Annotated in this window: 22 protein-coding genes; 8 read left to right on the forward strand and 14 right to left on the reverse strand. The window is 52.6% G+C overall.

What is annotated here, in order from left to right:
* Nucleotides 1-170 precede the first annotated feature (170 nt).
* Nucleotides 171-1082 (forward strand): Fic family protein, encoded by a 912-nt coding sequence (locus HGKM_RS06980; RefSeq protein ID WP_019134622.1) that lies wholly within the window; start codon nt 171-173, stop codon nt 1080-1082.
* Here HGKM_RS06980 and HGKM_RS06985 read toward each other — a convergent pair.
* From HGKM_RS06985 to HGKM_RS07025, 9 genes are all read right to left on the reverse strand, one after another.
* Nucleotides 1079-2044 (reverse strand): hypothetical protein, encoded by a 966-nt coding sequence (locus tag HGKM_RS06985; protein ID WP_019134623.1) that lies wholly within the window; start codon nt 2042-2044, stop codon nt 1079-1081. The two genes, HGKM_RS06980 and HGKM_RS06985, sit on opposite strands and share 4 nt — an antisense overlap.
* A gap of 76 nt (nt 2045-2120) precedes the next feature.
* Nucleotides 2121-3485 carry an alanine/glycine:cation symporter family protein gene (locus HGKM_RS06990; RefSeq protein ID WP_019134624.1) on the reverse strand — a complete coding sequence of 455 codons (1365 nt, stop codon included), beginning with the start codon at nt 3483-3485 and terminating at the stop codon, nt 2121-2123.
* 59 nt (nt 3486-3544) lie between these two features.
* On the reverse strand, nt 3545-3853 hold the full coding sequence (locus HGKM_RS06995; RefSeq protein ID WP_019134625.1) for a DUF4298 domain-containing protein: 309 nt from the start codon (nt 3851-3853) through the stop codon (nt 3545-3547).
* Between the two features lie 87 nt (nt 3854-3940).
* Entirely contained in the window at nt 3941-5590 is a 1650-nt protein-coding gene (locus HGKM_RS07000) for a hypothetical protein (RefSeq protein ID WP_019134626.1), read from the reverse strand.
* The gene (locus tag HGKM_RS07005) at nt 5577-6305 is read right to left on the reverse strand and encodes an ABC transporter ATP-binding protein (protein ID WP_019134627.1); all 729 of its coding nucleotides are present in this window, start codon (nt 6303-6305) and stop codon (nt 5577-5579) included. The genes HGKM_RS07000 and HGKM_RS07005 overlap by 14 nt, the downstream gene beginning before the upstream one ends.
* 8 nt (nt 6306-6313) lie before the next feature.
* Nucleotides 6314-8149, reverse strand: coding sequence for a glutamine--fructose-6-phosphate transaminase (isomerizing) (gene glmS / locus HGKM_RS07010; RefSeq protein WP_019134628.1), 1836 nt, complete (start codon nt 8147-8149; stop codon nt 6314-6316).
* A gap of 15 nt (nt 8150-8164) precedes the next feature.
* Nucleotides 8165-8644, reverse strand: coding sequence for a YcxB family protein (locus HGKM_RS07015; protein WP_019134629.1), 480 nt, complete (start codon nt 8642-8644; stop codon nt 8165-8167).
* Nucleotides 8644-9144 carry a nitroreductase family protein gene (locus tag HGKM_RS07020; protein ID WP_019134630.1) on the reverse strand — a complete coding sequence of 167 codons (501 nt, stop codon included), beginning with the start codon at nt 9142-9144 and terminating at the stop codon, nt 8644-8646. The genes HGKM_RS07015 and HGKM_RS07020 overlap by 1 nt, the downstream gene beginning before the upstream one ends.
* Before the next feature lie 675 nt (nt 9145-9819).
* Nucleotides 9820-11760: a heavy metal translocating P-type ATPase gene (locus tag HGKM_RS07025; protein WP_019134631.1), complete on the reverse strand. Its 1941-nt coding sequence runs from the start codon at nt 11758-11760 to the stop codon at nt 9820-9822.
* A gap of 254 nt (nt 11761-12014) precedes the next feature.
* Between HGKM_RS07025 and HGKM_RS07030 the strand changes: the two genes are divergently transcribed.
* From HGKM_RS07030 to HGKM_RS07055, 6 genes are all read left to right on the forward strand, one after another.
* Nucleotides 12015-12677 carry a YitT family protein gene (locus HGKM_RS07030; protein ID WP_019134632.1) on the forward strand — a complete coding sequence of 221 codons (663 nt, stop codon included), beginning with the start codon at nt 12015-12017 and terminating at the stop codon, nt 12675-12677.
* 157 nt (nt 12678-12834) lie between these two features.
* Nucleotides 12835-14049 (forward strand): hypothetical protein, encoded by a 1215-nt coding sequence (locus HGKM_RS07035; RefSeq protein ID WP_154645943.1) that lies wholly within the window; start codon nt 12835-12837, stop codon nt 14047-14049.
* Between the two features lie 24 nt (nt 14050-14073).
* A complete protein-coding gene (locus HGKM_RS07040; RefSeq protein ID WP_019134634.1) occupies nt 14074-15249 on the forward strand; it encodes a M20 metallopeptidase family protein in 1176 nt (391 codons plus the stop codon).
* 138 nt (nt 15250-15387) lie between these two features.
* Complete coding sequence (locus HGKM_RS07045; RefSeq protein WP_019134635.1) at nt 15388-17370, forward strand: dipeptidase; 1983 nt, start codon at nt 15388-15390, stop codon at nt 17368-17370.
* A gap of 289 nt (nt 17371-17659) precedes the next feature.
* Nucleotides 17660-18208, forward strand: coding sequence for a DUF3793 family protein (locus HGKM_RS07050; RefSeq protein WP_019134636.1), 549 nt, complete (start codon nt 17660-17662; stop codon nt 18206-18208).
* A gap of 15 nt (nt 18209-18223) precedes the next feature.
* Complete coding sequence (locus HGKM_RS07055) at nt 18224-18658, forward strand: flavodoxin (RefSeq protein WP_019134637.1); 435 nt, start codon at nt 18224-18226, stop codon at nt 18656-18658.
* A gap of 87 nt (nt 18659-18745) precedes the next feature.
* Here the strand turns inward: HGKM_RS07055 and HGKM_RS07060 are convergent, their stop codons facing one another.
* Entirely contained in the window at nt 18746-19858 is a 1113-nt protein-coding gene (locus tag HGKM_RS07060) for an alanyl-tRNA editing protein (protein WP_019134638.1), read from the reverse strand.
* A gap of 12 nt (nt 19859-19870) precedes the next feature.
* Nucleotides 19871-20605, reverse strand: a complete 735-nt coding sequence (locus HGKM_RS07065) for a hypothetical protein (RefSeq protein WP_154645944.1) — start codon at nt 20603-20605, stop codon at nt 19871-19873.
* 296 nt (nt 20606-20901) lie between these two features.
* On the opposite strand from HGKM_RS07065, the gene HGKM_RS07070 reads away from it, so the two are divergent.
* Nucleotides 20902-21825 (forward strand): putative ABC transporter permease, encoded by a 924-nt coding sequence (locus HGKM_RS07070; RefSeq protein WP_019134641.1) that lies wholly within the window; start codon nt 20902-20904, stop codon nt 21823-21825.
* 92 nt (nt 21826-21917) lie between these two features.
* Here HGKM_RS07070 and HGKM_RS07075 read toward each other — a convergent pair whose 3' ends face one another.
* From HGKM_RS07075 to metK, 3 genes are read right to left on the reverse strand one after another with little or no spacing between them, the layout of a single operon-like run.
* Nucleotides 21918-22748 (reverse strand): glycosyltransferase family 8 protein, encoded by an 831-nt coding sequence (locus tag HGKM_RS07075; protein WP_019134642.1) that lies wholly within the window; start codon nt 22746-22748, stop codon nt 21918-21920.
* A gap of 2 nt (nt 22749-22750) precedes the next feature.
* Nucleotides 22751-23449 carry a TVP38/TMEM64 family protein gene (locus HGKM_RS07080; RefSeq protein ID WP_019134643.1) on the reverse strand — a complete coding sequence of 233 codons (699 nt, stop codon included), beginning with the start codon at nt 23447-23449 and terminating at the stop codon, nt 22751-22753.
* Entirely contained in the window at nt 23440-24567 is a 1128-nt protein-coding gene (metK, locus tag HGKM_RS07085; protein WP_019134644.1) for a methionine adenosyltransferase, read from the reverse strand. The genes HGKM_RS07080 and metK overlap by 10 nt, the downstream gene beginning before the upstream one ends.
* Between the last annotated feature and the right edge of the window lie 4 nt (nt 24568-24571).

The raw sequence follows: 24571 nt of genomic DNA on the forward strand, positions 1-24571 counted from the left end.
CTTTCTTTCAGTTCGTCGTATATCTTTCACTGTTTCTTTATTTTATCATTCTTCGTCCTGGAGACTCCTTTTTTAGAGAAGAATACAGAAATCATCTTTACTTAGATATGCAAAAATCTTTACTTACATAGGGTGTTCTGAGAAAAAAAGTAAAGATCAGGAGGCATAGCATGTATAACTACGATGGTTTATATGAATTATTAAAGCAGAGGAACTTGAACAAGTCCGACCTTGTCGACCTGCTTCATATCTCCTCAAGGACCATTGCCAAGATTTCAAAAGATGAACCGCTTTCCCCCTTTGTCATTAAGAAATTAACCAACTTTTTCTCCTGCGAAGAAAGTGATATTTATATCATAGTTACCGATAACCCCCTCCTTCAGCAACTTAAGGACGAAAAAAACCATAGAATTTCCGGCGGATTCTACCACGAACTTCAAATACGCATGACCTACAATTCGAACCATATCGAAGGAAGCACGTTGAGCGAAGAACAAACGAGACGGATCTTTGAGACGAGCACCCTTGACGGTAGCGATGGCCTTCCTGTGGATGATATCATCGAAACGGTGAATCACTTTCGAGCTATTGATTACTGTATTGATATCGCCGAAGAGCCCTTGACGGAAGAAATCATCAAAAAACTCCACTATCTTGTAAAGCGAGGAACAAAAGATGAGACTCTGTCCTGGTTTCAGGTTGGGGAATATAAAAGCCGCCCAAATGTTGTTGGAGGAATGGAAACCTCCTCTCCTGAGGATGTCGCATCCGATATGAAAGCCCTACTGGCGGCATACCATAAAAAGAAAAAAATCTCCCTGGAAGAGATCATTGATTTCCATTTTCGATTCGAAGGCATCCATCCCTTTCAGGAAGGGAATGGCCGTGTTGGTCGGTTGATTGCCTTTAAGGAATGCCTCCACCATAAGCTGGTCCCCTTTATCATCGAGGACCGAAAAAAATACTTCTATTATCGTGGTTTGCGAGAATACCTGACCGATCCCGGATACCTAATTGGCACCTGTTATGATGGACAAGATACCGTAAGAGGCATGCTTGAACTTTTTGACATGAAAAATTAAATCTGCCCCATAAAATCTTCTTTCACTTGGATCAAGCTCAGGGCCATGGTAAAGGCCCAGAGGCAGAGGGCAAAAAGTCCATAGAGGGGCCGGGCAGCAAAAATACCCAGGGAGGTCAGGGCCAGGAAGCAGTAGCCATAGAGGGCCATCCAAAAGAGGATGAGGACCTTGTCCTTTTTCCCCTGCCAGGAGATCCTGTGAGCTTGGTCTTTTAGGATGACCAGGATCTTCCCCAGGATGGCCAGCCAAAGGGCCACAAAGGCGAGAAAGCTGGTCCATTCATCGGAAATCCCGTCCAAATAGAGGGCGATACCTGAGGCCAGGGCAACAAAAATGACCGCTCCCCATCCGATGAGGACCACCCGGAGGGCCATCATGAGGATACTCTGCCATCTTGACCGACCGGTCTCCCCTCCTCCATGACCCCCTAAGGCCTTTTTCTTTAAGCGGTCCTCATGGCGGAGGGTCAGGTAGATGAGGGCCGGCGTTTCGAAGAGATAGCCCAGGAAGTTGACCCAGATGATGCTCATCCACATATGGTGGTTGATGTCCAGGTTGATGGGCCGACCGTCCCAGACCCAGAAGCCGCCACTTAAGCGGATGGCGGCAACATCCAGGAGGAGGTCCATGGAGACGACCAGCCAGCCGGAGATGAGGGCGGTCGTCAGATGGCTGCCATTGAATTTTCCGGCAATCCGGAGGGCGCATACCGCTACCCCGCCCCACATGAGGCCTCCGAAGAAGGGGAATTGGTAGGGCGGGATGCCGATGGAGAGGTAGTAGAGGTCGCTGTAGTGGTAGATGTCCGTCAGGCGGACGGCGCCCAGCTCCAGGGTAAAGCCGGCCAGGGCGCCGGACAAAAAGACCTGGAGTTCCTTCCAATCCCTTGCTTTGATGATGTCCACAAGAAGGATGGCGGTCAGGGCGTAACAAAGAAGTTCAAAAGCGTTAATCCAGTTCATCAGTCAGCTCCCGGGGGTTCAATAGGGTTCGCGATAAAAAAGGAGAGGGGTGTCCCCCTCTCCGCTTGATGAAATATTAAAGGTCGATGGATTTCCCGGCTCCGGCCTTGACGACGATGCCGGATAGGGCGAGGAGGGCCAGGAGGTTGGGAACGACCATGAGGCCGTTGAAGAGGTCGGCCAGGTTCCAAACCAGGTCCACCTTAAGGGTGGAACCGATGATAATGCAGATGACGACCAGGAGGGCGAAGGGCTTGCGGGCACCCAGGCCGAAGAGGTACTTGATGTTCTGCTCGGCAAAGAAGTACCAGGAGATGATGGTGGAGAAGGCGAAGAAGAGGAGGGTGATGGCAATAAAGGCAGGGCCGGCCTTCTCTCCGATGGCGCCGGAAAAGGCATGCTGGGCCACGGTCACGCCGGTGGTTCCCTGGGCGATCATGTCGGGAAGGATCCCGGAGGAAAGGATGACCAAGGCGGTCATAGTCAGGACGATGAAGGTGTCGAAGAAGACACCGATGATGGCCACTTCGCCCTGGTCCGTCGGACGGTCCACCTTGGCGATAGCGTGGGCGTGGGGGGTGGACCCCATACCGGCCTCATTGGAGAAGAGGCCACGGGCGACGCCGTAACGCATGGCTTGGGTGATAGCGATCCCGATCACACCTCCGGTGACTGCATAGGGGGTGAAGGCGTAGGTGAAGATGGACCCGATGGCGGGAAGGAGGTTGTCTCTGAAGAGGATGAGGCAGAGGGTTCCGCCCACCAGGTAGAGAACGGCCATGATGGGGACCACCTTCTCCGTAAAGGCGGCAATCCGGGAGATTCCGCCGATGAAGATAAAGGCGGCAATAAGGGCAACAATGACGCCTATGGCCAGTTTGGGTATGCCGAAGGCATGGTAGAAGGCATCGGAGATAGAGTTGGACTGGACGATATTCCCCATGAGGCCCAGGGCCAGGATAATGAGGATGGAAAAGGCGACAGAAAGAATCTTGCCCAACTTTCCTCGGAAGGCTTTGGTGATGTAGTAGACCGGTCCGCCGATGACAGCCCCTGATTCGTCCTTGGTCTTGGTGATCTGGGCCAGAGTGGCCTCGGAATAGATGGTAGCCATGCCGAAGAAGGCGGCAACCCACATCCAAAAGATGGCACCGGGGCCTCCGGAGACCAGGGCGGTCACGCAGCCCACGATATTTCCCGTCCCTACCTGGGCGGAGATGGCGGTGGCCAGGGCCTGGAAGGAAGACATCCCCTCTTCCCCGGCTTGGTCGCCGAAGAACTTCAGTCCACCGAAGACATGGCGCCAACCGGCCCCGAAGCGGCGGATTTGGACGAAGCCGGTCCGGATGGAGAAGAAGACTCCGGATCCGACCAGGAGGAACATGAGTACGAGCCAAACATAGTCATCAACCAAAACGACAATATCATTGAGCTTATCCATAAATTACTCCACTTCGGTTTTCGTAGAAATTTCTACACAAGAAAGGGCCAACACTTGCTTTAATAGCGACGGACCAGCTTACAGGAAAGTTCCAGAAACTCGGCCAGGATTTCCTGGTTGTCTCCAAAGAGGTCCCAGAGTCCATCTTCCGAAAGGACGCCACAGAAGACATCTTCAGGAACCTTGCCCTGGTCATAGGCGGCCAGGTCATCCTGGTATTCCTTTGACCCATAGTAGTGGTCCAAGTCCTTGTAATTTTCCTCAAAGGAATCCCTGAACTTTTCCAAAAGTCCTAAAAGCTGGTTGGTCACCTCCTGGTGACGGTTCATCTTTTCTTCCATCATCTTGATGCGTTCGACTGAATCCATATCCGAGCTCCTTTCAAGGCCAAATAAAAATAAGATACTTCCCATTCTACCTTATTCCGTCAGAAAATGCCCGAAATTTGACGAAAATTAGTCTTTAAGGAGCTTGGGTGCCAGGAAATAGATGGAAAAGCCGGCCAAAAGGAGGAAGGCGGTCAGGATGGCAATGGAGACCAGGCCGAATGTCCGGGCGGAAATAACCTGGGGCAGGTTGGGAAAGACAAAGAAGACCAGGACATAGAGAAGGAGGGAGAAGATGGGCTTAAGGAAGCCCAAACGGGATCCCTTGCGGTCGGGTTGGAAGAGGTAGTAGGTGAAGTAGGGATAGATGGTGAAAAAGGCTCCCCAAAGGAGGGTGATCATGAGGACGGAGGTCAGAGGGAAAGCGGGGCCTAGCTTCAAGGACAGGCCCACTTCCAAGGAAGCCATAACCAGGACCGGGGGGAGGTTCATCAGGGCGGTGGACCGGAGGCGGTAGAAAAAGACACGGAGAAGGACATCCCCCTCCTTGTAAAAGCCATAGTGATTGAGGGGCCAGTCCCACTCCTTGTAGATCAGGTTGGTAAGTTGGGAGTGGTTAAAAACCATGTAGGAGACGAAGGGGAGGAAGAAAGGGATAATATCCGCAAATTCTCCCAAGACCCCTAGATCCATCCGAAAGACCAGGAAGCTGCCAAGAAGGGCTAAAACCCCTGATTTAATGAGGATCGGGCGGAGGAGCTTTTTCCGGAAGCGGTGGAAGAAAACCCGGTTGATGTAGGCATAGCCGGTGACCCCGGATCCCACCGGAAGGGCCATCTCCCCCTCTTGGGCACTCAGGCTGACCCGGACCTTTTTTTCCGTGATCTCTTCCACCTGTTTATCCAAGTCGGAAGAAGCCTGACGGATTGTCTCCACCAGGTCCTCATGGGACCCATGGCCGAAGGCCCGACGAAAGGAAAGAAGGCAGGCCGGGAGAGAAAGGATGAGGGTCCAGGGAAGGAGGCCCGCCCAGTCGATGGCGAAAAGAGAGGTCGATACCAGGATAACCAGTAAAAAGAGGAGGTAGGCGGCCCAGAAGCGCTTGAAGGACATGAAGGATTTGCCCCTTCTTGCAAAAAAATCCACCATGGGCTCTTCCAAGGCAAGTTGGAAAAGGGAGAAGGTGAGTCCGATCATGACCCCTTTTCCAAAAGTGAATCCCGGAAAGAAGTGACCCAGGAGGCCAAAGAAAAGGCTCCGGTAGACCAGGTTCATGAGGGGACGGATCCGGGTGTATTCCGGATAGAGGACCTCCATCCGGTCTCGGTAGATGTCCAGATAATTGGGAAAAACACGAAAGTTATTCACCAGGACCGAGTCGAGGATGGCAATAAGGCCATAGGCCAAAAGAACCAGGCCGGCCTTATTCGAAGCGGGAATCTTTTCCCCGGTCAGGGCCAGGGGCAGGTCGGTCTTGCCCAAAAGGCGAAAAAGAGGGTCTCCGAACTGGGAGACCAGCATGCTGACAATGAAGAGGGCGATCAGGGTCCCGACCATAAATTTCAGGCCGGCAAATAGGGGATTGAGAACAATGAAGGCTTTTTTCAAGCCATAGAATTCATAGGAGGAGCCCAGGCGGGGACCGATGAGGGGGATCTTCCTCATGAGGTGGACAAAAAGATTGACATTCTCATGGGTGGAAATCTTTTTGTGGGTCTTGTAGGAGGTCCAAGCCGGCCCCAGGGAAGGGAGCGTTTGGACTTGGCTATTCTCCATCATGGCCATCCTCCTGACTCTTCTCTTCTTGGAGAAGGGCGATGATCTTGTCTTCAAAGCCTTCCTCCCGGGCCATTTTTTCCTCCACGTCGTGGAGGGTTTTGCCGTGAAGGAGGATGATCCGGTCACAGAGGTCTTGGGCCAGCTGGAGGATGTGGGTGGAAAAGATCATGATGTGGTCCTCTTTGATGGACCGGATGATCTTCTTCATTTCCAGCTGAACGACGACATCCAGGGAGGTCAGGGGTTCATCCATGAGGATGATCTTGGGGCGGAGGATGAGGAACATGAGCATCTGGAGCTTATTCTTCATCCCGGTTGAATAGTCCTGGATCAGGCGGAGGGCATCCGCCCGGTCCAGGCTGACTTGGGCAAGGTAGTCTTCGATGGAAGCCGGCTCTTGAATCCGGTCGGCATTGGCTTCGATGAAGAATTTGAGGAATTCGTAGCCCGTCAGAAATTCCGGAAGTTCGGGCTCCGCCACCATCATAAAGACGTCGGAAGAGGTCAGGGGCCTTCTCTCCCCACCTTCTTCCAAAAGAATCTCTCCCCCATCCCGGCGGATCTGGCCGGAGATAACGTTAAAAAGGGTGGTCTTCCCCGACCCGTTCCGGCCCAGGAGGGCGTACAGGCAGTTTTGTTCGAAAATGTAGTTGATCCCCTCCAGGACTTCCTTGCCCGGAAAGGACTTGCTGACTTCTTGCAAAATTAACTTCATGAATCTTCCTATTCTACAGTGACGGACTTAGCCAGGTTTCTGGGCTTGTCCACATCCAGTCCACGGTTAACAGAAATATAGTAGGCCAGGAGCTGGAAGGGGATGATGGCCAAAGAGGTAACGATATGGGGGTCGGTCTCGGGGATGGTGATTCGATAGTCGGCATCCACCCCCTTGTCCTCTCCTTCCATGGTCAGGCCCAGGAGGAGGGCTCCCCGGGACCGGGTTTCCACCAGGTTGGACCAGGTCTTTTCCATGACCCGGGGTTGGGTCAGGGATCCCACAACCAGGGTGTCTTCCTCAACCAAAGAAATGGTCCCATGCTTGAGCTCACCGGCCGCATAGGCCTCGGAGTGGATATAGGAAATTTCCTTCATCTTGAGAGAGGCTTCCATGGCAATGGCATAGTCGATCCCCCGGCCGATGTAGAAGATGTGCTTATCGCCCACCAGCTGGGTGGCCAGGTACTGGATATCCTCATGTTCCGCCAGGATCCGGTCCATCTGGCCCGGGAGAGCTTCCAGGGCATCCAGGATGGGCCGGACATCTTCCATCTGTCCCCTAGCCTGGGCCAGGGCTAAGCCCAGGAGGTAGCAGACGACCAGCTGGGCGGAATAGGCCTTGGTGGTGGCGACGGCGATCTCCGGGCCCGCTTTGGTATAGAGGACCCCATCGGCTTCCCGGGCGATGGAGGAACCAATCACGTTGATGATCCCCAGAGTGGGCACGCCCTGAGCCTTGGCTTCTCGGAGGGCCGCCAGGGAGTCGGCCGTCTCCCCGGATTGGGAGATGACCACAACCAGGGTCTTGTCCGTCAAAATAGGCCGGCGGTAGCGGAATTCCGAGGCCATCTCCACCCGGACGGGAACCCGGACCCAATCCTCGATCAGGTATTGGGCCGCCATCCCCACGTGGTAGGAGGATCCGCAGGCCACGATCTGGACCTGGTCCAGGGAGGCCAGGAAGTCTGAAGTCAAGTTGGATGCAGCTTCGGTCAGGTCAACCTTTCCTCCCCGAACATAGGCATGGAGGGTGTCCCGGACAGCCCGGGGTTGCTCGAAGATTTCCTTGAGCATGAAGTGGGGAAAGCCTCCCTTTTCCGCCGCCTGGGCATCCCAGTCAATGTGGACCGGGTCCTTATGGATTTCCTCTTCATAGACGTTGTAGAAGCGAATCTCCCCCTTTCTTAAGAGGCAGATTTCCATATCGTCAATATAGTAGACTTCCCGAGAATGGCTGAGGATGGCCGGAACGTCGGAGCCCAGGTAGGCCCCGTCTTCCGCCTGGGCCACCACCATGGGGGAATCCTTCCGGGCAGCATAGATCTCCCCCGGCCGGTCGGAGAAGAGGAGGGCCAGAGCATAGCTTCCCTGCATGAGGAGCATGGCCTTGGCGAGGACATGGAGTGGTCCCTCTTTTTCCTCATGGAGGAGGGAGTGGACCAATTTGATGGCCACCTCGGTATCGGTCTGGGACTCAAAGGTGTAGCCCTTCCCCTCCAGCATGGTCTTGAGTTCCTGGTAGTTCTCGATGATCCCGTTGTGGACTCCAACTACCTGGCCGTCCCCGGAGCTGTGGGGGTGGGCATTGACCTCATCCGGGCTCCCATGAGTCGCCCACCGGGTGTGACCGATCCCTGTATAGCCCGGCAGGAGGTCTCCGCCTTGGGTCTGGTCAACGAGGGCCTGGACCCGGCCAACGGTCTTGGCCGTTTGGATCTTTCCATCCTCCCCTTCGACCGCTATGCCTACGGAATCATATCCGCGGTATTCCAATTTTTTCAGTCCATCCAGAAGGATGGGGCCGACTTGATTCTTTCCGGTGTACGCAACAATCCCACACATAGGCGATGGGCCTCCTCAATCTTCTTTTTTCTGTATTTTTTCTTCAATAAAGGCCGGGAAGTCCTCCTCCCGTCCTTGGATAAAGTGATTTTTCTTCACCAAAAGGCTGCCCTTGGATCTAAGCTGGAGGCAGTAGAGGGAGGAAGTCTCCTTCAGTCCTTTGAACTGTTGGTAATCCAAGTCAATGTGGGAAGCCCGGCTTTCCACCCGGATCTTCTCCCCAAAGAAAATGGTGGTCTCCGAGGGATCCAGGTCCATGCTGGTTGAAAATTCTTTTAAGGTCAGTAATGGAGTCAGGAAGGCGGTAATAAGGGCGAGCAAACCGGCCGTCCCCACGACATAGCGGACCGGGCCTTCCATGAGGAAGTAGCTGGCGATCCCCACCAAACCCACCACGGGCCCCCAGGTGATGACCGGCTTGGCCAGGACCCTCATGACATACTCCTTCTTATCCGTGGGGGTCAGGGTGAAGCGGTTGACAAAGCGGGTTTCCATCAAATCCACCGGGTTCTTTCCCGATAATCCCTTGGCTCCTTGGGCCCCTTATCCTCCTCGGGATGGCCGATGGCGATGACCGATTCCACATTCCACCGGTCATCCAGGCCCAGAATCTCATGGACCCTCTCCTGGCCTCCCTCGGCCGAATTGACATTGATCCAGCAGGCGCCCAGACCTGAATCAGCCACCTTCAAGAGGGCGTAAGTCGTGGCAATGCAGGCATCCTGGCGGTGGGTCTTGGGGGCCAATTCCCTGTCTGAGAGAACGCATAGAGCGAGCTTGGCCTCCTTCAATGGAGCTGCCCCGGTGGGCTTGAAGGTGGATAATTTCCGGATGGTCTCCGGATCCTCCACCGCGATCAAACGAATATCGTCCTCATTCCGACCGGTGGGGGCATAAAAAACAGCTTTACAAATATCTTCAACCATATCCCTTGAAACAGGCTGGTCGGTAAATTTCCGGATGGACCGGCGTTTTTCTATCAAATCCTGAAACACATCTTATCCTTTCTATCCACAAAAGACGGGGATGACCACCCCCTTCTTCATTTCCAGTACTTATTATAACAGGGAAGATGGACCTTTCATGAAGGAGAAAGAAAAAAATGAGCTTGGCGGGGTGGCTACCCTGGCTAACCGCATAAATAAGCCACAGCCAGGGTGAGGTTTCCCTGGCAGATGGCAAAAATGAGGCTCAGCCAGGGTTGGGCTACGAGGCTAGGCCACCCTGATCATCTTGTGATTCAGCGAATTGTCAGGGTCGTTGACCCTGACAAATTTTTCTCCTGAGGAATTAACAGGGTTCCCAACCCTGATAATCTCACCTTTTTCTCCAATAGCAGGGTGATTTTTTACCCTGTCATTCTTTCAATTCCTGCAATAATCAGGGTTTTTATCCTGCTATTCTGACGATCCGGCAAATTATCAGGGTGATTTTCGACCCTGCCATTCTCATCACTCGGTAAATTATCAGGGTTTCAGGCCCTGATAATGATGAGCTTTTCGATATTATCAGGGTCGGGACGCTTCCGTAGGGTAAACCACCCTAGATCGGATAGTAGCAAACAAGGCAAAATAAAATGGAGCTATGGCAGAAGAGCTAGCTCTTTTGCCATAACCCCATTTCATATTGATTTGACCACCTTAAAAACGGTAGGACCGGGCTCAACCACCCTAGAGCCGGTAGGCCCGGACGGCGTTGAGGACGGCCAAGAGGGCTACGCCCACATCGGCGAAGACGGCTCCCCACATGGTGGTCAGGCCGAAGACGGCCAGAACCAGGAAGAGGGCCTTGACCCCCAGGGAGAGGATGATGTTTTCCATGACAATCCGCCGGGTCTTCTGGGCCAGTTGGAGGAGGGTGACCAGCTTCATGGGCTGGTCGGTCATGATGACGACGTCGGCGGCTTCTATGGCCGCATCCGAGCCCAGTCCCCCCATGGCAATGCCCACATCAGCCCGGGCTAGGACCGGGGCATCGTTGATTCCATCGCCCACGAAGGCAATCTTGCCTTGTCGGTCGGCCTTCTGGAGCTTCTCGAAATGGCGGACCTTTTCTTCAGGAAGGAGGTCACCGTATACCCGGTCTATGCCCAGGTCCTTTCCAATGGCTTGGCCCACCTTCTCCCCATCCCCGGTCAGGAGGACGGTCTTTTCCACCCCGGCCTGCTTGATGCCTTGAATCGCTTGGCCGGCCCCTTCCTTCACTTGGTCGGAAATGAGGATGTGGCCCAAGTACTTTCCATCTTGGGCCAGGTAAACCAGACTGCCCACATCCTCAACCGGTTGGAAGGAAATTCCCTTTTCCTCCATGAGCTTGGCATTGCCGGCCAAGACCTCCCGGCCATCGACCATGGCCACCATCCCCCGACCGGTCAGCTCCCGTACCTGGTCCGGATGGTCTTCCGGCCCTTGGCCCCCCATTGCCTCATAAGCCTGGAGAATGGATTGGGCAATGGGATGGTTGGAAGCGACCTCCACTCGGGAAGCCAGGCCAAGAAGGTCCTTTTCCGTAAGGCCTTCGACCGGGCGGACCTCACGAACCTCAAAGCTCCCTTGGGTCAGGGTCCCCGTCTTATCGAAGACCATGGTCTTGACCTGGTAGAGGGTCTCTAGGAAGTTTCCTCCCTTGATCAGGATCCCCTCGCGGGCAGCCCCGCCCAAACCGGCAAAATAGCCCAAGGGAACCGAGAGAACCAGGGCACAGGGGCAGGAGATAACCAGGAAGATCAGGGCCCGGTAGATGGAGTCCCGGAAGGAGAAGGACGGAAAGAGGAGGGGAAGAAGGAGGGCCAGGGCAAGGGCACTCAAGACCACAACAGGGGTATAGTAACGGGCAAATTTGCTGATGAAGCGCTCCGTGGGCGCCTTCCTGGCTGAGGCATCTTCCACCATATTCAGGACTCGGGCCAAGGCTGAGTCCTCAAAAGGACGAAGGGTTTCCACTGTGACCACCCCCTCCTTATTGATATAGCCGGAGAGGAGGTCATCCCCCTCCTTCAGGTGGATGGGGGTGGGTTCCCCCGTCAAGGCTGCCGTATCCATATAAGTAGATCCTTCGAGGATCCGCCCGTCAACCGGGACCCTTTCCCCTGATTTGACCAGGATGATGTCCCCGGGAACCAGATCCTTGGGGTCCAGGTCCTCCACTCCATCGTCGGTCTTTCGGTGGGCCACATCCGCCCGGAGGTCCAGGGCTTCCTTGATCGACCGTCTGGAGGAGTCCACCGCCTTATCCTGGAGGACCTCCCCCACCGTATAAAAGAGCATGACCGCTACGGCTTCAGGATATTGTCCAATGGCGAAGGCTCCGATGGAGGCCAGGGCCATGAGGAAGTGTTCCGAAAAAACCTGGCCATGAAGGATGGACTCCAGGGCCATCTTGAGGATGGGGGCCGCCAGTATGACGTAGGAGACCAGGAAGAGGACCAGGGCCGGAGTCTTGGCCTCCATTCGGTTGGCTACCAGGGCGCATACAAAAACCAGGGCTCCTATGACCAGCATTTTGGGATCCATTTCTTCCTCATGGTCATGGCCATGGCCATGACCATGGTCTTCTTCAATCGTGCAGGATCCGCAAGATACCGGATCCTTCCTCTTTTTTTCCTTATCCATATCAATCCTCCTATCTCAAAGAATTTAAAATTGATTTTATCATTTGCTCAAATGTTCATATGTATATCATAATCATTCTATTTGGAAATTTCAATAGGAAAAATTCATTTTCTTCAAAAAATACAGGAAAATTTTCGGATATCCATCCCCCATTCGCCTTTCGAAATATCCTGTGATAAGATAAAAAGGTGGTTTTAAAGCTTCGTATGTAATATTTCGTAATAATTTTTAGAAAGCAAATCTTTGAGGTAAAAATGATTGTCCGTTTCAAGCGTCACCTGCGCCTAAATAACCTGGATCTTTTTCTCATGACCCTGGGTGCCTTTATCATGGCCTTCACCCTAGTCAACATCCACATCCCCTCCAAAATCACCGAAGGCGGGGTCATTGGCATCGCCATCCTGGCCAAGTCGATCTTCGGGATCAATCCTGCTATCGTCTCCTTTGTCATTGATGCCCTCCTCTATGGGCTGGGTTTTCTTCTTTTAAAGAAAGGCTTCCTGGGTCGTTCCCTCTTAGCCTCCTTTACCATGGCTGTCTTCTATGCCCTCTTCCTGGAAATCGGCCCCATCCTTCCCTCCTTCGAGAACCAGCCTGCCCTGGCCGCCATCTTCGGAGGAATCGGGATCGGTTTGGGCTGCGGATTGGTTATCACCCGGGGATCCGCCGCCGGTGGAGATGACTCCTATGCCCTCATCATGAAAAAATACACCCACCTTTCCATCGCCCAGGCCTACTTCCTGTCGGACTTTATCGTCCTCCTGGTTTCGGTCTTTATCTACCTCCCCTGGCCCAATTTTTTCTGGTCCATCTTCTCCACTTTGATTTCCTCCAACCTCATCTCGGTGGTAGAGACTCGTTTTCCCAAGCCGGCCCACCTCCAGCAGGCCGATTCCACGGTTTCTGCCGTCAACTAGGCCGATTGTCTTCTTTCAAAACCCGAAAAACGGCCTCCCAACGGAGATGGAAAACGCTTAATTATCAATTTTCTTTATTTTTTCCGAATAAATATTGAGATTTTTCTCCTAATAAATGGTAAAATAGGCGTATTCTTTATTTAAGGAGGGAGATTTTATGTTACCTTTATACGCCATGCTTTTTGTCCTCATCGTCTACTTCATTGGCGACCTGGTGGCCAGCTTAACCAAGTCACTGGTCCCGTCGCTCTTTACCTGTTCCGTCCTCTTCTTGCTTTCCTTCTGGTCGGGATTGGTCCCCAACACCCTGTTTGTTGACTCCACCATGGCCGTCTTTGGTCCGACCATAATGACCATGCTCCTGGTCCACATGGGGTCCATGCTCAACCTCAACCAGCTCATCCAACAATGGAAGACCGTCCTGATCGGGGCCGCCGGCATCGTCGGCGTCGCTATCCTTCTCTTCCTGGTCGGCAAGCCCATTGTTGGCGAGGAAACGGTCCTTGTGGCTGCTCCCCCCATCTCGGGCGGGGTCATTGCCGGCCTCCAGATGTCCAAGGCTGCCGAAGCCATCAACCGGCCCGACCTCCAGCTCATGGCCTCCCTCCTCGTTGTTATCCAAGGCTTTGTCGGCTATCCTCTGGCTTCCTTCTTCCTCCGCCAGGAGGGACGGAAGGTGGTTGAAGCCCACCGCCATGGCCACGTCTTTGAGGAAATCGAAGACGTGGAGATCGTCGAGAAGCCTTCCATCTTTAAACTTCCGGACCGCTTCCGGACGGCCAACTACTACCTGGCAAAAACGGCAGCTATTGCCGCCCTGGCTGTTTTTCTTTCCAGCTCTTCCAAGTCCATTGCGACCGGGATCGGATGGTTGGATGTCCTCCTTCACCTGGACGCCAACGTTCTGGGCCTGATCTTCGGTATCTTAGCCGCCCATTTCAACATCCTGGAGCGCCAACCCCTGGTCAAGGGAAATTCCTTCGGCCTGGGCATGGCCACCCTGACCATCCTCATCTTCATGGGCCTGGCCAATGCCCAACCCCAGGACATCCTTTCCCTGGCCGGCCCCCTGGTCATCTGCCTGATTCTGGGTGCCATCGGGATCATCATTCTGGCCGGGATCATGGGCAAGATCCTCAAGGTCTCCCCCTGGATGTCCTTCGCCATCGGGATCACCGCCCTCTTCGGCTTCCCGGGAACTTACGTTGTCTCCAATGAAGTGGCCTCTGCCCTGGCCGCCAATGAGGAAGAAAAGAAGGTCATCCTGGGCCAGATCCTTCCCAAGATGCTGGTGGCCGGTTTCGTCACCGTATCCATCGGCTCCGTTGTTTTAGCCGGCTTCCTCTCCAACCTCCTGGTTCCCGGTATGTAACAAGAGTAAATGAAAGGAATTTCTATGACCATCAAAGACCGCTTGCCGGAAATTAAAGACTATGTCGTGGCCATGCGTCGCTACTTCCACCAACATCCCGAACTTTCCTTTGAGGAAGTGGAAACGACCAAAACCATCGCCAAGGAATTGGACAAGATGGGGATCCCCTATGAGTTCTCCCAGGAAGATCCCGGGGTCGGTCTGGTCGCCCTCATCGATTCCGGTCGGCCGGGGAAGGCTCTGGCCCTCCGGGCCGACATCGATGCCCTGACGGTCTTTGAAAAGAATGAGGTTCCCTATAAATCCCGGGTAGAAGGGAAGATGCACGCCTGCGGCCACGATGGACATACCGCCATCCTTCTGGGTGCGGCCAAGCTTCTAAACGAATGCCGAGATGAATTTGACGGAAAAATTTACCTCATCTTCCAGCCGGCGGAGGAACTGGGCCTGGGGTCCAAGTACATGATGCGCCAGGGTCATTGGCTGGAGGAAGTGGACAATATCTTCGGGGCCCACGTCTGGGTCCACCTCCCGGTCGGCACCGTCTCCGTGGAAGCCGGCGAACGGATGGCCGCCGGGGATATGTTCGAGATCAAAATCCACGGGAAGTCAGCCCATGGGTCTGAGCCCCAGTCCTCGGTGGATGCCGTCCTTGTGGGCTCTGCCGTCGTCCAGGCCCTCCAGGCCATGGTCTCCCGGACCTACTCCCCCCTGGACTCCGTCGTGGTCAGTGTGGGGACCTTCGAGGCGGGAACTCGGTTTAACATTATCGCCGGCGAGGCCCGGCTCACCGGAACCTGCCGCTACTTCACCCAGGAAATCGCCGACCGGATCGACATCGACATGGACCGGATCATCAAGGGGGTCTGCGAGGCCTATGGGGCAAGCTATGAGCTTGAATATAATAAGGTCATGGGCCCTCTGGCCAATGACCCCGCTTCATCGGAAATCGCAGAAGGGGCTGTCCGCAAGGTCCTGGGACCGGATGCCCTAGTCAAGATGAAGAAGGTGACGGGTGGGGAGGATTTCTCCTGGTATCTCAAGGAAAAGCCCGGCTGCTTCGCTTTCATCGGGGTTGGAAACCCGGACAAGGGAGCCTCTTACTCCCACCACTCCGACCACTTTGATATGGATGAGGATGCTTTAGCCGGGGGTGCCGGGGTCTATGCCCAATATGCCCTTGACTACCTCAATCAATAAGACCGCCAGCCTGGAGAGGAGGACTGAATTCCTCCCAAGCTGAGGCCTGGTTGGCTGATGATGAGAAAGATTTCGCTCGATAATAATTTTTTTGCTTCCTCCTGGATTTCCTTTATACTGTATCCAGGAGGTTTTTTTATGGAAAAAATTGCAAAGGTTTTACTTGTACTTATGCTCACCGTTGCTCTGGTCCTAGGGACTGTAACCACGGCCAGGGCTTGCACAGGTCTATTAATCGGTTCCGACCTGACGGAAGATGGGTCCACCATCATCACCCGTACCGAGGACTTGGAAGTCAACCACAACAAGATCTACTTGATCCATGAAGCCGGAAAGTATAAGAAGGGCGATGTCATCAAGGATGTGTCCTATGATGAAGAAAAGGGCTATGAGTTTGTCATACCCCACGATTCCTTCCGCTATACCTCTGTTTCAGATACCACCCCGGAATATGGCATCTTCGATGAAGCGGGTTTCAACGACCAAGGCCTGATCGCCGATATGACCGTTTCCGCATCCTGCCATGAAAAGGTCCAGGAAGTGGATCCCTACCTGGACGGCAGCGATGAGTCAAAGCCCATCGGTTTTAGCGAGGGTGTCATTACAACCGTCGTTCTTTCCACCGCATCCACTTCCCGCGAAGGCATCCAGCTCGTGGCCAATGAAGTGGCCACCAAAGGAACCGCTGAAGGGAACGCCTTTGTTCTCGCGGACAAGGATGAGGTCTGGTACATGGAAATTTATTCCGGCCACCAATTCCTCGCCATGAAGTATCCCAAGGACAAGTTCTCCGTCTTCCCCAACTCCTTCTGGATCAATGAAGTCACCCTGGAAAAGGGCGAAGAAAGCGACAACTACATCACCAGCAAGGATGATAACTACATCTACTCCAAGGGACTTTTCGAAACCGCGAAAAAAGCCGGTACCTTAGTCGGCGATGAGGAAAAGGGCGTCATCGACCTCTTTGCTTCCTACTCCGAAGAGACCCTGTCTGATTCCAACAAATCCAGAGCCTGCTCCGGTATCTTGTCCATTAACCCCGATGCCAAGGTCTCCATGGACAGCCAAACCTACGATTTCCTCCAGGACGCTCCCCAGCGGAAGCTCACCGTCAAGGACGCCATGAACTTCACCCGGAACCGCCTGGAAAACATCACGGAGGAAGAAGCCAACGACCGTGGTCGTGACAGCCTCTATCCCATTGGAAACCGGAACACCATGGAATCCCATATCTTCCAGATTCCCGCCAATGCGTCCAAGGATGAACCCGGAGTCATGTGGTTGACCTTGGGATCCCCCCTGGTCCAGCCCTATGTCCCCTACTATCCCAACCAGACGGCAGCTATTCCTGAGGTCCAGAATCCGACCAATGATCCTGAACCCGGAAAGTCTCACTATTGGACAGTCATGGACACCCTCCATATGGTGGAAGCCAACCGGAAGGATATGATGGAAATCATCCGTCCTGAGGTGGAAAAGCTGGAGAATGAACTCATTGCCAAGACCGACATTGCTGCTAATGGTGACCGGACAGAAGAGAACAAGAAGGATGCCCGGCAGGCCTTCGACCTTCTGAATGATCTCCACGGCAAGGTCCAGGGGAAATATGACGAATTCCTCAAGGACCAGGACTACACTTCCGTATTCTATGGCCGGAGAAAGACCGCTGACTTCACCAACATGTCCATCGCCGTTCCTAAGGGAACCGCTGACACCTACCTCAACCTTTCCGTCAGTCCGGAAGATGAAAAGTCCGGCAAGATCGAGATCGTTGATAACTACGGCAACCCGGTTGAAAAACTGGCCAACGAAGTCCTCTTCTCCCTGCCCAAGTCCGCTTTTGCCAACAAGCCTGAAATCAAGGCCGGCGACCAGGCGGTCGAGCTCAAAGAAGATGGCGATAAGTACACCTTCTCCACCGACCAAACCGCCTTCACCTATGCAGTAGCCGGCGAAGATGCTCCTGCTGAAACCAGCGAAGCCCCTGCAGAGGCTTCTTCTGCTGCTCCGGCTGATAGCTCCTCTTCATCCGGTGTCCCAACCTGGCTCATCGGACTCATCGTCCTCGGTGCTGTTGTCGGTGGCTATGCGGCTTACAAGAATTCTAAGAAGAAAAAATAAATAGGGAGGTAAACATGACCTTACGTATGGACAGGTCATCGTTTCCGATAGCGGGTTAACCAACATCTAATCTCCCTTGTTAGAACCACAAGCACAAGCTCCTTCGACCAAGGAGCTTGTGTTTTTTTGACCTAAAAAATCACTAAATAGGTTCAAAATATGCCTCATGGGAGTTGACAGTAAAAGAGACCCTTGGCTATAATCTACTTAGTTAGTCATAACTAACGCTCTTTGTATAGCTAAGTTAGCTATAGCTAACTCTAACCAAGAAGGGAGGTTTTGAAGACCTATGCCCATTGAAGAGAAGGTCGTCTATTACGCGGCACCTACTCTAGCCGGTTGTAAGGTAGCCAACCTCATTAACCTGACTAAAACTATTTGCTGTCAGGAGGATCTGGACGAATGCAGGCGAAGGCTTTGTGGGGCCGGGATTGACCTAAAAATACTCCGGGAGAATGCTTCCTCCTGCCTCCTCTATATCTATCGGCGGAGCGCCCTGGAAGAACTCTTACATACGAAACAAAGCCGTCAATTCCTTTCCAGCTACGGCTATCAAGATTTCACTATTCCCGGTGCCCTGGACCAGCTGGCAGACCATTTTAAGAACCCTGCCCTCTTCCCCCATGAGGTGGGCCTCTTTCTGGGCTATCCTTTTAACGATGTGGTGGGCTACATCACCCACCAAGGCAAAAATGCAAAACTCATTGGCTATTGGAAGGTATATGACAATGAGGAAGCGGCAAAGGAAACCTTCTGTCTCTACAACCATTGCCGGAAGGAACTCTGTGCCCGCTTCCACCAAGGAGAAGCCCTGGCGGACCTATCCGCACTCGGCTAAAGGAAAGGAAAGATCATGAAAAAAGTTGCAATTGTCTACTACTCGATGACTGGGAACACGGAGGCCATGGCGGAAGCCGTCCTGGCCGGTCTTGAGGAAGGCGGCACCGAGGCCACTCTCTTCCCCTCATCCGCCTTTACCGCTGATATGGTGGATTCGTTCGATGGAATCGCCTTTGGCTGTCCTGCCATGGGGGATGAGGAGCTGGAAGAAGAGGAGTTTGAACCCCTCTTCACGGCCTGTGAAGACAAACTGGGTCAAAAGCCCATCGTCCTCTTTGGCTCTTATTCTTGGGCGGACGGGGAGTGGATGATCCTTTGGAAGGAACGCTGCGCCAACGCTAATCTCAATGTGGTGGACACGACCATCGCCTATGATCATCCTGACGAAGAGGCGGAAAAGGCCTGCCAAGACCTGGGCAAAGCCCTGTCCCAGGCCCTGGGCGCATAAAAAGCCCAGTAAAAACCAAGGTCCCTACTGGACCTATCTTCCTAATAATCCCGGCTGAGGTAAACTCCTCGGCCGGGATTTTTCTTGTTACTTCAGATTTTGTAGCACAGCCAGGATGGTCTCCTGACTCTCCTGGGTCTGGCCGTTGACCAGCTGGGGGGACCCTCCTCCTTTAATCCCCAGGGGCTCCCGGACCTGGTCTAACCAGTCTCGAGCCTTGCCCTCAGCCGAGGCAAAGACCAGGTTCCACTTTCCCTTGTCTTCAGAAAGGAGGACCTTGGATAACTTCTTTTCAAAAACCAGCTTTTGCCCCAGCTGACGGAGACCTCCCCCATCGTAGCTGGACAAGCAGGCCACCAGGTCATCTTGACCCGCTAAGCGGTCAGCTTCAAGATCAACCAGTCTTTCCTCCAGGGCCTTCTTCTCTTCTTTTAACTGAAGTTCACCGGCCACCAGGGCTTCCACTCGTTCCTGGATTTGGGCCTCATTCGCTTGCAGTATCCCCTCCAGCTTCTTGAGTAGGGCCTCTTTTTTTGCCAGAAGGCGGCCCACCGTCGGGCCCATGGCCAGGTGGACCCGGGAGCCCCGGGAGGTTTTTTCCGCGCTAAAGATCACGCAGGCCCCGATCTCCCCCGTCGAATGGACATGGGGAGTAGAGCAGGGTTGTTCATCCAGGTCCCCATATTTCACCATCCGGACTTCATCATAAGCCTGGTAGGCGGGGTCCGGGTAGTCCTTTCCGGGAATATACGTTAGTTCTAAAGGAATATCCCGGAGGATGGCCTCATCGATATAGGCCTGGAGGTCGTCCAGGTCCTTGTCCGTCACTTCCTTCTGGTCCACCTCAAACCACTGGTTTCCTTCCCTGGCCCCAATAGCGATGATGACATGGCCCCTTTTCTCATAGTAGCCGTCCAAAAGGTGGAGGCAGCTTTGAGCCGAGGTATTGGTCAGCCGGGTATCCGGATCCACTTCCATATGGATGGGGTCGGAAAGGGTTCCCTCCACCCGGTGCCAGACCCGGTCACCTTCCCAAAAGATCTCAGTGACGGGGAGGTCGTTGATGGCCCCTTTATCGGAAGGCATGCCTCCTTTTTCTCCCCAAAAAACAGTTTGTTCAAAAGTGTAGGCGCCGTCCTTTACCTCGTTTATTGTTGTATCTAAAGTCAATGCCCAAAAATCATCATAGATCTTGTTCATCTTCCTTCCTTTCTATTTCTTGAGCTCCTTAACCAAACAGTTTGCATTATCCAAGATCATCTTGACTTCTTCCTGGTCAAACTGACCCTGGCAGGTCTTCCGAATATCCTCATAATCGTAGGCTGCCGATTCGACAACCGCTTGGAAATATTCAGCCAACATATCCTTATGAATTCCATGGATCGTGGAAAAATTGAGCTCAAAAGAAATTCCACTAGAATACTCATCATATTTGTACGATCCGTAGTGCAGATGAAAGTTTTTCTCTGCTAAAAGGGCGCAAAGAGGATACTCATAAGCCGGGTCCACAAAAATGGGAAGGTCAGCCACGATGCCGCAAGCCCTAGGGTTGACCTGGCAGTAGACATCAATGTCCAGCTTAAGGCCCTCAACATCTAAGCCCAGCTCAAATATGGTCATAGCCCCTCGGATGTCCTTACGCTCATAATACCACTCATTTTCTTTCAAAAAACGTTCAACCACAGAAGAGTCCCGGTCCAGGTCAATTTTCTCTTTTTTGGTGATTTCAACCGGTTCTTCCTCCCCCATATCATCATCCTCAAAAAAATCGACCATAAAGTCCTCGAGCGCTTCCTTGACCATTTCCTCAGGAGGATCCTCTCCCAGAACTTCCTTCAAGGCCCGGAGACCGGAAAGAAATTCCTCTTCCAGGGCCGCATCTTCCTCATCCAGACCCCCCTTTTGTTTAGTGACTTCAGCGATCATTTGGTCGAGTACATTTGCCATCTTGTCTCCTCCTTTCGGTCCTTCCTACTCCCGATTTTTTTCATCTCCCATTTATTACACCCTATATTCACAAAGATTTCAATAACCTGACTTTCAATCACCGGCTCCCTCTTTTCTCAATAAAGAATTGTCATGGATAAGGTCTCTTTGTTAAACTGTTCAATGGGCTGACTTTTTTATAAAATATATCCATCTTCTTGCACAATAAAAAACATCCCCTATAATTAATAAAAAAGAAATTTCTTTACACGAAATGCATTAATCAAACATGGCTATTTTGTGAAATGGAGGAAATGATGGTTGCCGGGATGTCCTATTATCAAATCTGCTGGTACTTCCTCATTTATTCTTTTGGAGGTTGGATTGTTGAAGTGATCTTCCACGCAGTTACTCTGGGAAAGGTAGTTAACCGTGGTTTTTTGAATGGCCCGGTTTGTCCGGTCTATGGGTTTGGTGTATTATCTGTCTTTACCGCCATCAACCTCATGCAGAGTAACGGACAAAGGCTGAATAGTCTGGAGATTTTTCTATTTGGGGTAATTCTAGCCACCCTGGTGGAACTCCTGGCCGGATGGCTCCTGGACCGGTGTTTTCATGCCCGGTGGTGGGATTACTCCACAAAGCCATTCAACTTTCGAGGATATATCTGCCTTGAATTTTCCTTAATCTGGGGATTGGCCATTCTTTTTGTTGTCCATATTTTTCAGACTTTTGTCGATCACCATACAGTGGAATCTTTGGCTCCCCGTGAGGGCTGGATTCTCTTGGCTCTTCTCTATGCCTTTTATCTTGCAGATTTTGTGGTCACCCTAGCCATCATCCGGGGCTTCAACAAAACCCTGACAAAACTGGATCAGATTCAATCGGATATGCGGATCGTCAGTGACCGGATCAGCGAGCGGGTAGGGACTAGGACATTAGAAACTACCCAGATCGTCGATGAGGGTAAGCTACAGGCAAAACTCGCCAAGGCAGAGTTAAAAGACGTGATCCGCGAGAAAAAAGCTGATTTAGAAGTTGTTCAGTCAATAAAACAGAAGGAAACCCTAATCGACTTAAAAGATAAATTCGATGCCCTTCAAGGGGAATTTGATCGTATTTCCTCCTCCCTCACTTCATCATCTTATTTTGGCCAGGGACGCCTCCTTAAGGCATTTCCCGGAATGAAACATCAAAAGTATCCGGAACTCGTCAAGGCACTAAAAGAAAAACTCCACTAAAAGGTTCTATCTTCCGGCATATCAAGTCCTTCTCCATGTGAAAAACCGATCACCTTGTTCAGGACATCCTGATCAAAGTGACCGGTTTTTTATTAGACGTCGTTTTGAAGATATCTTTCCGTTAGGCTCATATAATGGCGGTATAGGCTTCCAAAACGACGTCGATAATTCTTTTTCCAGGGCTTATCTTTTCCGCAAAAATGAAGGATGGAGGTGTTTTCCATCACCCACTCCAGATTTTCCTTCCCTCCGCTTCGTAAGAGGTAGTTGCTGTAATTTCTGGCATCATAATTCCAACGTGCATCATCAAGACTCAGGATTCTTGATCCATAAAGCGCATTTAACACGTCTTGATCAGGCAGTAGAAGGGCCATGGGATTGTCTTCAACAAAGTGGAAAAGCTCATCCGGGACGATCTCTTTTCTCGCCTCTTCCAGGTTGATCAAAAGAACGCCTGAATTAAAGTAATCCGTGTTTGTCTTCAGGCGGATTTTATTCACGCTGTTGGCCATTTCCGTCTTCCCGGTATGAGCCGCTGCAGCAAAGAGGTAACCCCTCAGGTCCATCTCCCACAGAGCATTGAGCGAATTGATCACGAGAATATCCGGATCTAAATAGAGAATTTTATCAAGGTCATGGGGAAGCCATTCTCCTGCAAGGAGCCGATAATACATCTCCCTGGGGTAACGATCGGTGACCTTGGCCGAACGGAAGGTCTCCCCATCCGCCCGGATAGGAATCAGGCGGAAGTCGAGGCGAGCACAATCTTCAGAAAGCTTTTTCAAGCTTTCCCCGGGGATTTGACGGTGGATCAGATAGACGTCAAAGACCTGAACCGGATGGTTGAGATAAATTGAAGTGAGGAGGACCCTCAGCTGGGGAAGATAATGTTGGTCGAGTGTCACCAGAAGCGGAATTCGCATAGTCATTTCCCCCGGTTAAAATAGTAGGCAATGGCGACGGCCCCTGCCGAGGTCAAAACCTTGACCACCATCAAAACAAAAAAGGCGGTGGAGAAGGGGTCCATCAGAACGTCCCCCAACAGGGTGTTGGTGATGACGCTGACGGCGCTGCCCAGGAGGCCGGAGAACAAATAAAGGGGGTAGCTTGTTCGGGAGGCTCCAAAGTAGAAGCTGGTGATATCGCAAGAAAACCAGCCAATCAGGCGGACAATGAAGCTGGCAAAAAACTCGTTTCTTTTCTGAATATCCACCAACTTGTCGATTTTTGGGTATTTTGCTTTGATGTAGTCCAGCTCTTCCGCCCCGGACCAGCGGCCAAGAAGGTAAGGGAGGGTCATGGTAATGGCCAAGCCCAGAAAGCTGACGCAGACTGCCCAGACCGGAGGAAAGAGGATACCGCTGGCCACATATAAGGAGAGGAGCGGTATAACAATCGTCAGACTTTTTATGGCAAAGAGGAGCATGAGCCAAAGAACCGACCGAAGCGGATTGCCCGAGGCCTGGGCGACCAAAGATTCCACGCTAAACTTCCCATCAATGGTGAAATGGATGCCCACCAGGACAAAGAGAAAGCAAACCAGGCCAACAACCTGGATTCTTCGGAATTTTCCCGCTACTTTCTGATTCTCCGCCTCAAGACCGGATTTCCCTCTTATTTCCAAGACACTTTCTCCCAGGGAAGGCTGGCTGTATTCTCTCCAAAGTGGCCATAGCAAGCGGTCTGCAGGTAAATGGGCCGTTTCAGGTCAAACTTTTTAATGATTCCGGTCGGTGTCAGATCTTCCCTTTTTTTAATTTCGCCGATAATTTCTTCCTCCGTCAATTTCCCGCTGCCAAAAGTTTCGACATGGATGGAAACCGGCTCCGCTACCCCGATCGCATAGGTCAGCTGGACCTCGCAGGCATCCGTATACCCACAGGCCACGATGTTTTTGGCCAGGTAACGAGCCATGTAGGCCGCGCTCCGGTCAACTTTCGAGGGGTCTTTCCCGGAGAAGGAACCGCCGCCATGACGGGCATAGCCGCCATAGGTGTCCACGATAATCTTCCGTCCGGTCAAGCCGGTGTCACCGGCAGGTCCGCCAATGACAAAGCGTCCGGTCGGGTTAATAAAGATTTTTGTCTTCTCATCGAAGAGGTCGGAAGGCAGGACGTCTTTTAGGACCTTATTGACTAATTCCAGCTTCAGCTGGTTGAGATTGACCTCTTCCTTATGCTGGGTGGAGAGAACCACGGTGTCAATGTGGACCGGGCGACCATCCTCATATTCCACGGTAATCTGGCCCTTGCTGTCGGGTAAGAGTCCCTTGATTTCTCCCTTTTTTCTTGCCTGAGCCAGCCGCTTCAGCATCTTATGGGAAAGGGCGATGGCCAGGGGCATATAGCTCTCGGTTTCCGTGCAGGCGTAGCCGAACATCATCCCTTGGTCGCCGGCCCCGTTTTCCTCCTCGCTGGCCTTGGTCACCCCCATAGCAATATCCGGGGACTGGTCATGGACGTCCACAGTGATTTGACAGGAGTCGGCATCAAAGCCGATTCCGGGGATGGTATAACCGATGCGGCGGATTTGTTCTCTGGCTATCGCATCGTAATCCACAGTTGCTCTTGAAGTGACCTCGCCCATGATGTGAAGGCGGTCAACCGTAGCGGTCACTTCGCAAGCCACATGGGCATTGGGGTCCTGAGAAAGATGAGCATCCAGGATAGCATCCGCAATTTGGTCGCAGACCTTATCCGGATGGCCTTCGGATACACTTTCAGAAGTAAAAAAAGTACGCATGACA

It is taken from the genome of Kallipyga massiliensis ph2 (assembly GCF_000311985.1).
In the GTDB taxonomy this organism is placed as follows: domain Bacteria; phylum Bacillota; class Clostridia; order Tissierellales; family Peptoniphilaceae; genus Kallipyga; species Kallipyga massiliensis.

Coding starts and splice junctions, on each gene's coding strand:
- HGKM_RS06980 (WP_019134622.1), top strand. CDS start 171: ATGTATAACTACGATGGTTTATATGAATTATTAAAGCAGAGGAACTTG.
- HGKM_RS06985 (WP_019134623.1), bottom strand. CDS start 2,044: ATGAACTGGATTAACGCTTTTGAACTTCTTTGTTACGCCCTGACCGCC.
- HGKM_RS06990 (WP_019134624.1), bottom strand. CDS start 3,485: ATGGATAAGCTCAATGATATTGTCGTTTTGGTTGATGACTATGTTTGG.
- HGKM_RS06995 (WP_019134625.1), bottom strand. CDS start 3,853: ATGGATTCAGTCGAACGCATCAAGATGATGGAAGAAAAGATGAACCGT.
- HGKM_RS07000 (WP_019134626.1), bottom strand. CDS start 5,590: ATGATGGAGAATAGCCAAGTCCAAACGCTCCCTTCCCTGGGGCCGGCT.
- HGKM_RS07005 (WP_019134627.1), bottom strand. CDS start 6,305: ATGAAGTTAATTTTGCAAGAAGTCAGCAAGTCCTTTCCGGGCAAGGAA.
- glmS (WP_019134628.1), bottom strand. CDS start 8,149: ATGTGTGGGATTGTTGCGTACACCGGAAAGAATCAAGTCGGCCCCATC.
- HGKM_RS07015 (WP_019134629.1), bottom strand. CDS start 8,644: ATGGAAACCCGCTTTGTCAACCGCTTCACCCTGACCCCCACGGATAAG.
- HGKM_RS07025 (WP_019134631.1), bottom strand. CDS start 11,760: ATGGATAAGGAAAAAAAGAGGAAGGATCCGGTATCTTGCGGATCCTGC.
- HGKM_RS07030 (WP_019134632.1), top strand. CDS start 12,015: ATGATTGTCCGTTTCAAGCGTCACCTGCGCCTAAATAACCTGGATCTT.
- HGKM_RS07035 (WP_154645943.1), top strand. CDS start 12,835: ATGTTACCTTTATACGCCATGCTTTTTGTCCTCATCGTCTACTTCATT.
- HGKM_RS07040 (WP_019134634.1), top strand. CDS start 14,074: ATGACCATCAAAGACCGCTTGCCGGAAATTAAAGACTATGTCGTGGCC.
- HGKM_RS07045 (WP_019134635.1), top strand. CDS start 15,388: ATGGAAAAAATTGCAAAGGTTTTACTTGTACTTATGCTCACCGTTGCT.
- HGKM_RS07050 (WP_019134636.1), top strand. CDS start 17,660: ATGCCCATTGAAGAGAAGGTCGTCTATTACGCGGCACCTACTCTAGCC.
- HGKM_RS07055 (WP_019134637.1), top strand. CDS start 18,224: ATGAAAAAAGTTGCAATTGTCTACTACTCGATGACTGGGAACACGGAG.
- HGKM_RS07060 (WP_019134638.1), bottom strand. CDS start 19,858: ATGAACAAGATCTATGATGATTTTTGGGCATTGACTTTAGATACAACA.
- HGKM_RS07065 (WP_154645944.1), bottom strand. CDS start 20,605: ATGGCAAATGTACTCGACCAAATGATCGCTGAAGTCACTAAACAAAAG.
- HGKM_RS07070 (WP_019134641.1), top strand. CDS start 20,902: ATGGTTGCCGGGATGTCCTATTATCAAATCTGCTGGTACTTCCTCATT.
- HGKM_RS07075 (WP_019134642.1), bottom strand. CDS start 22,748: ATGCGAATTCCGCTTCTGGTGACACTCGACCAACATTATCTTCCCCAG.
- metK (WP_019134644.1), bottom strand. CDS start 24,567: ATGCGTACTTTTTTTACTTCTGAAAGTGTATCCGAAGGCCATCCGGAT.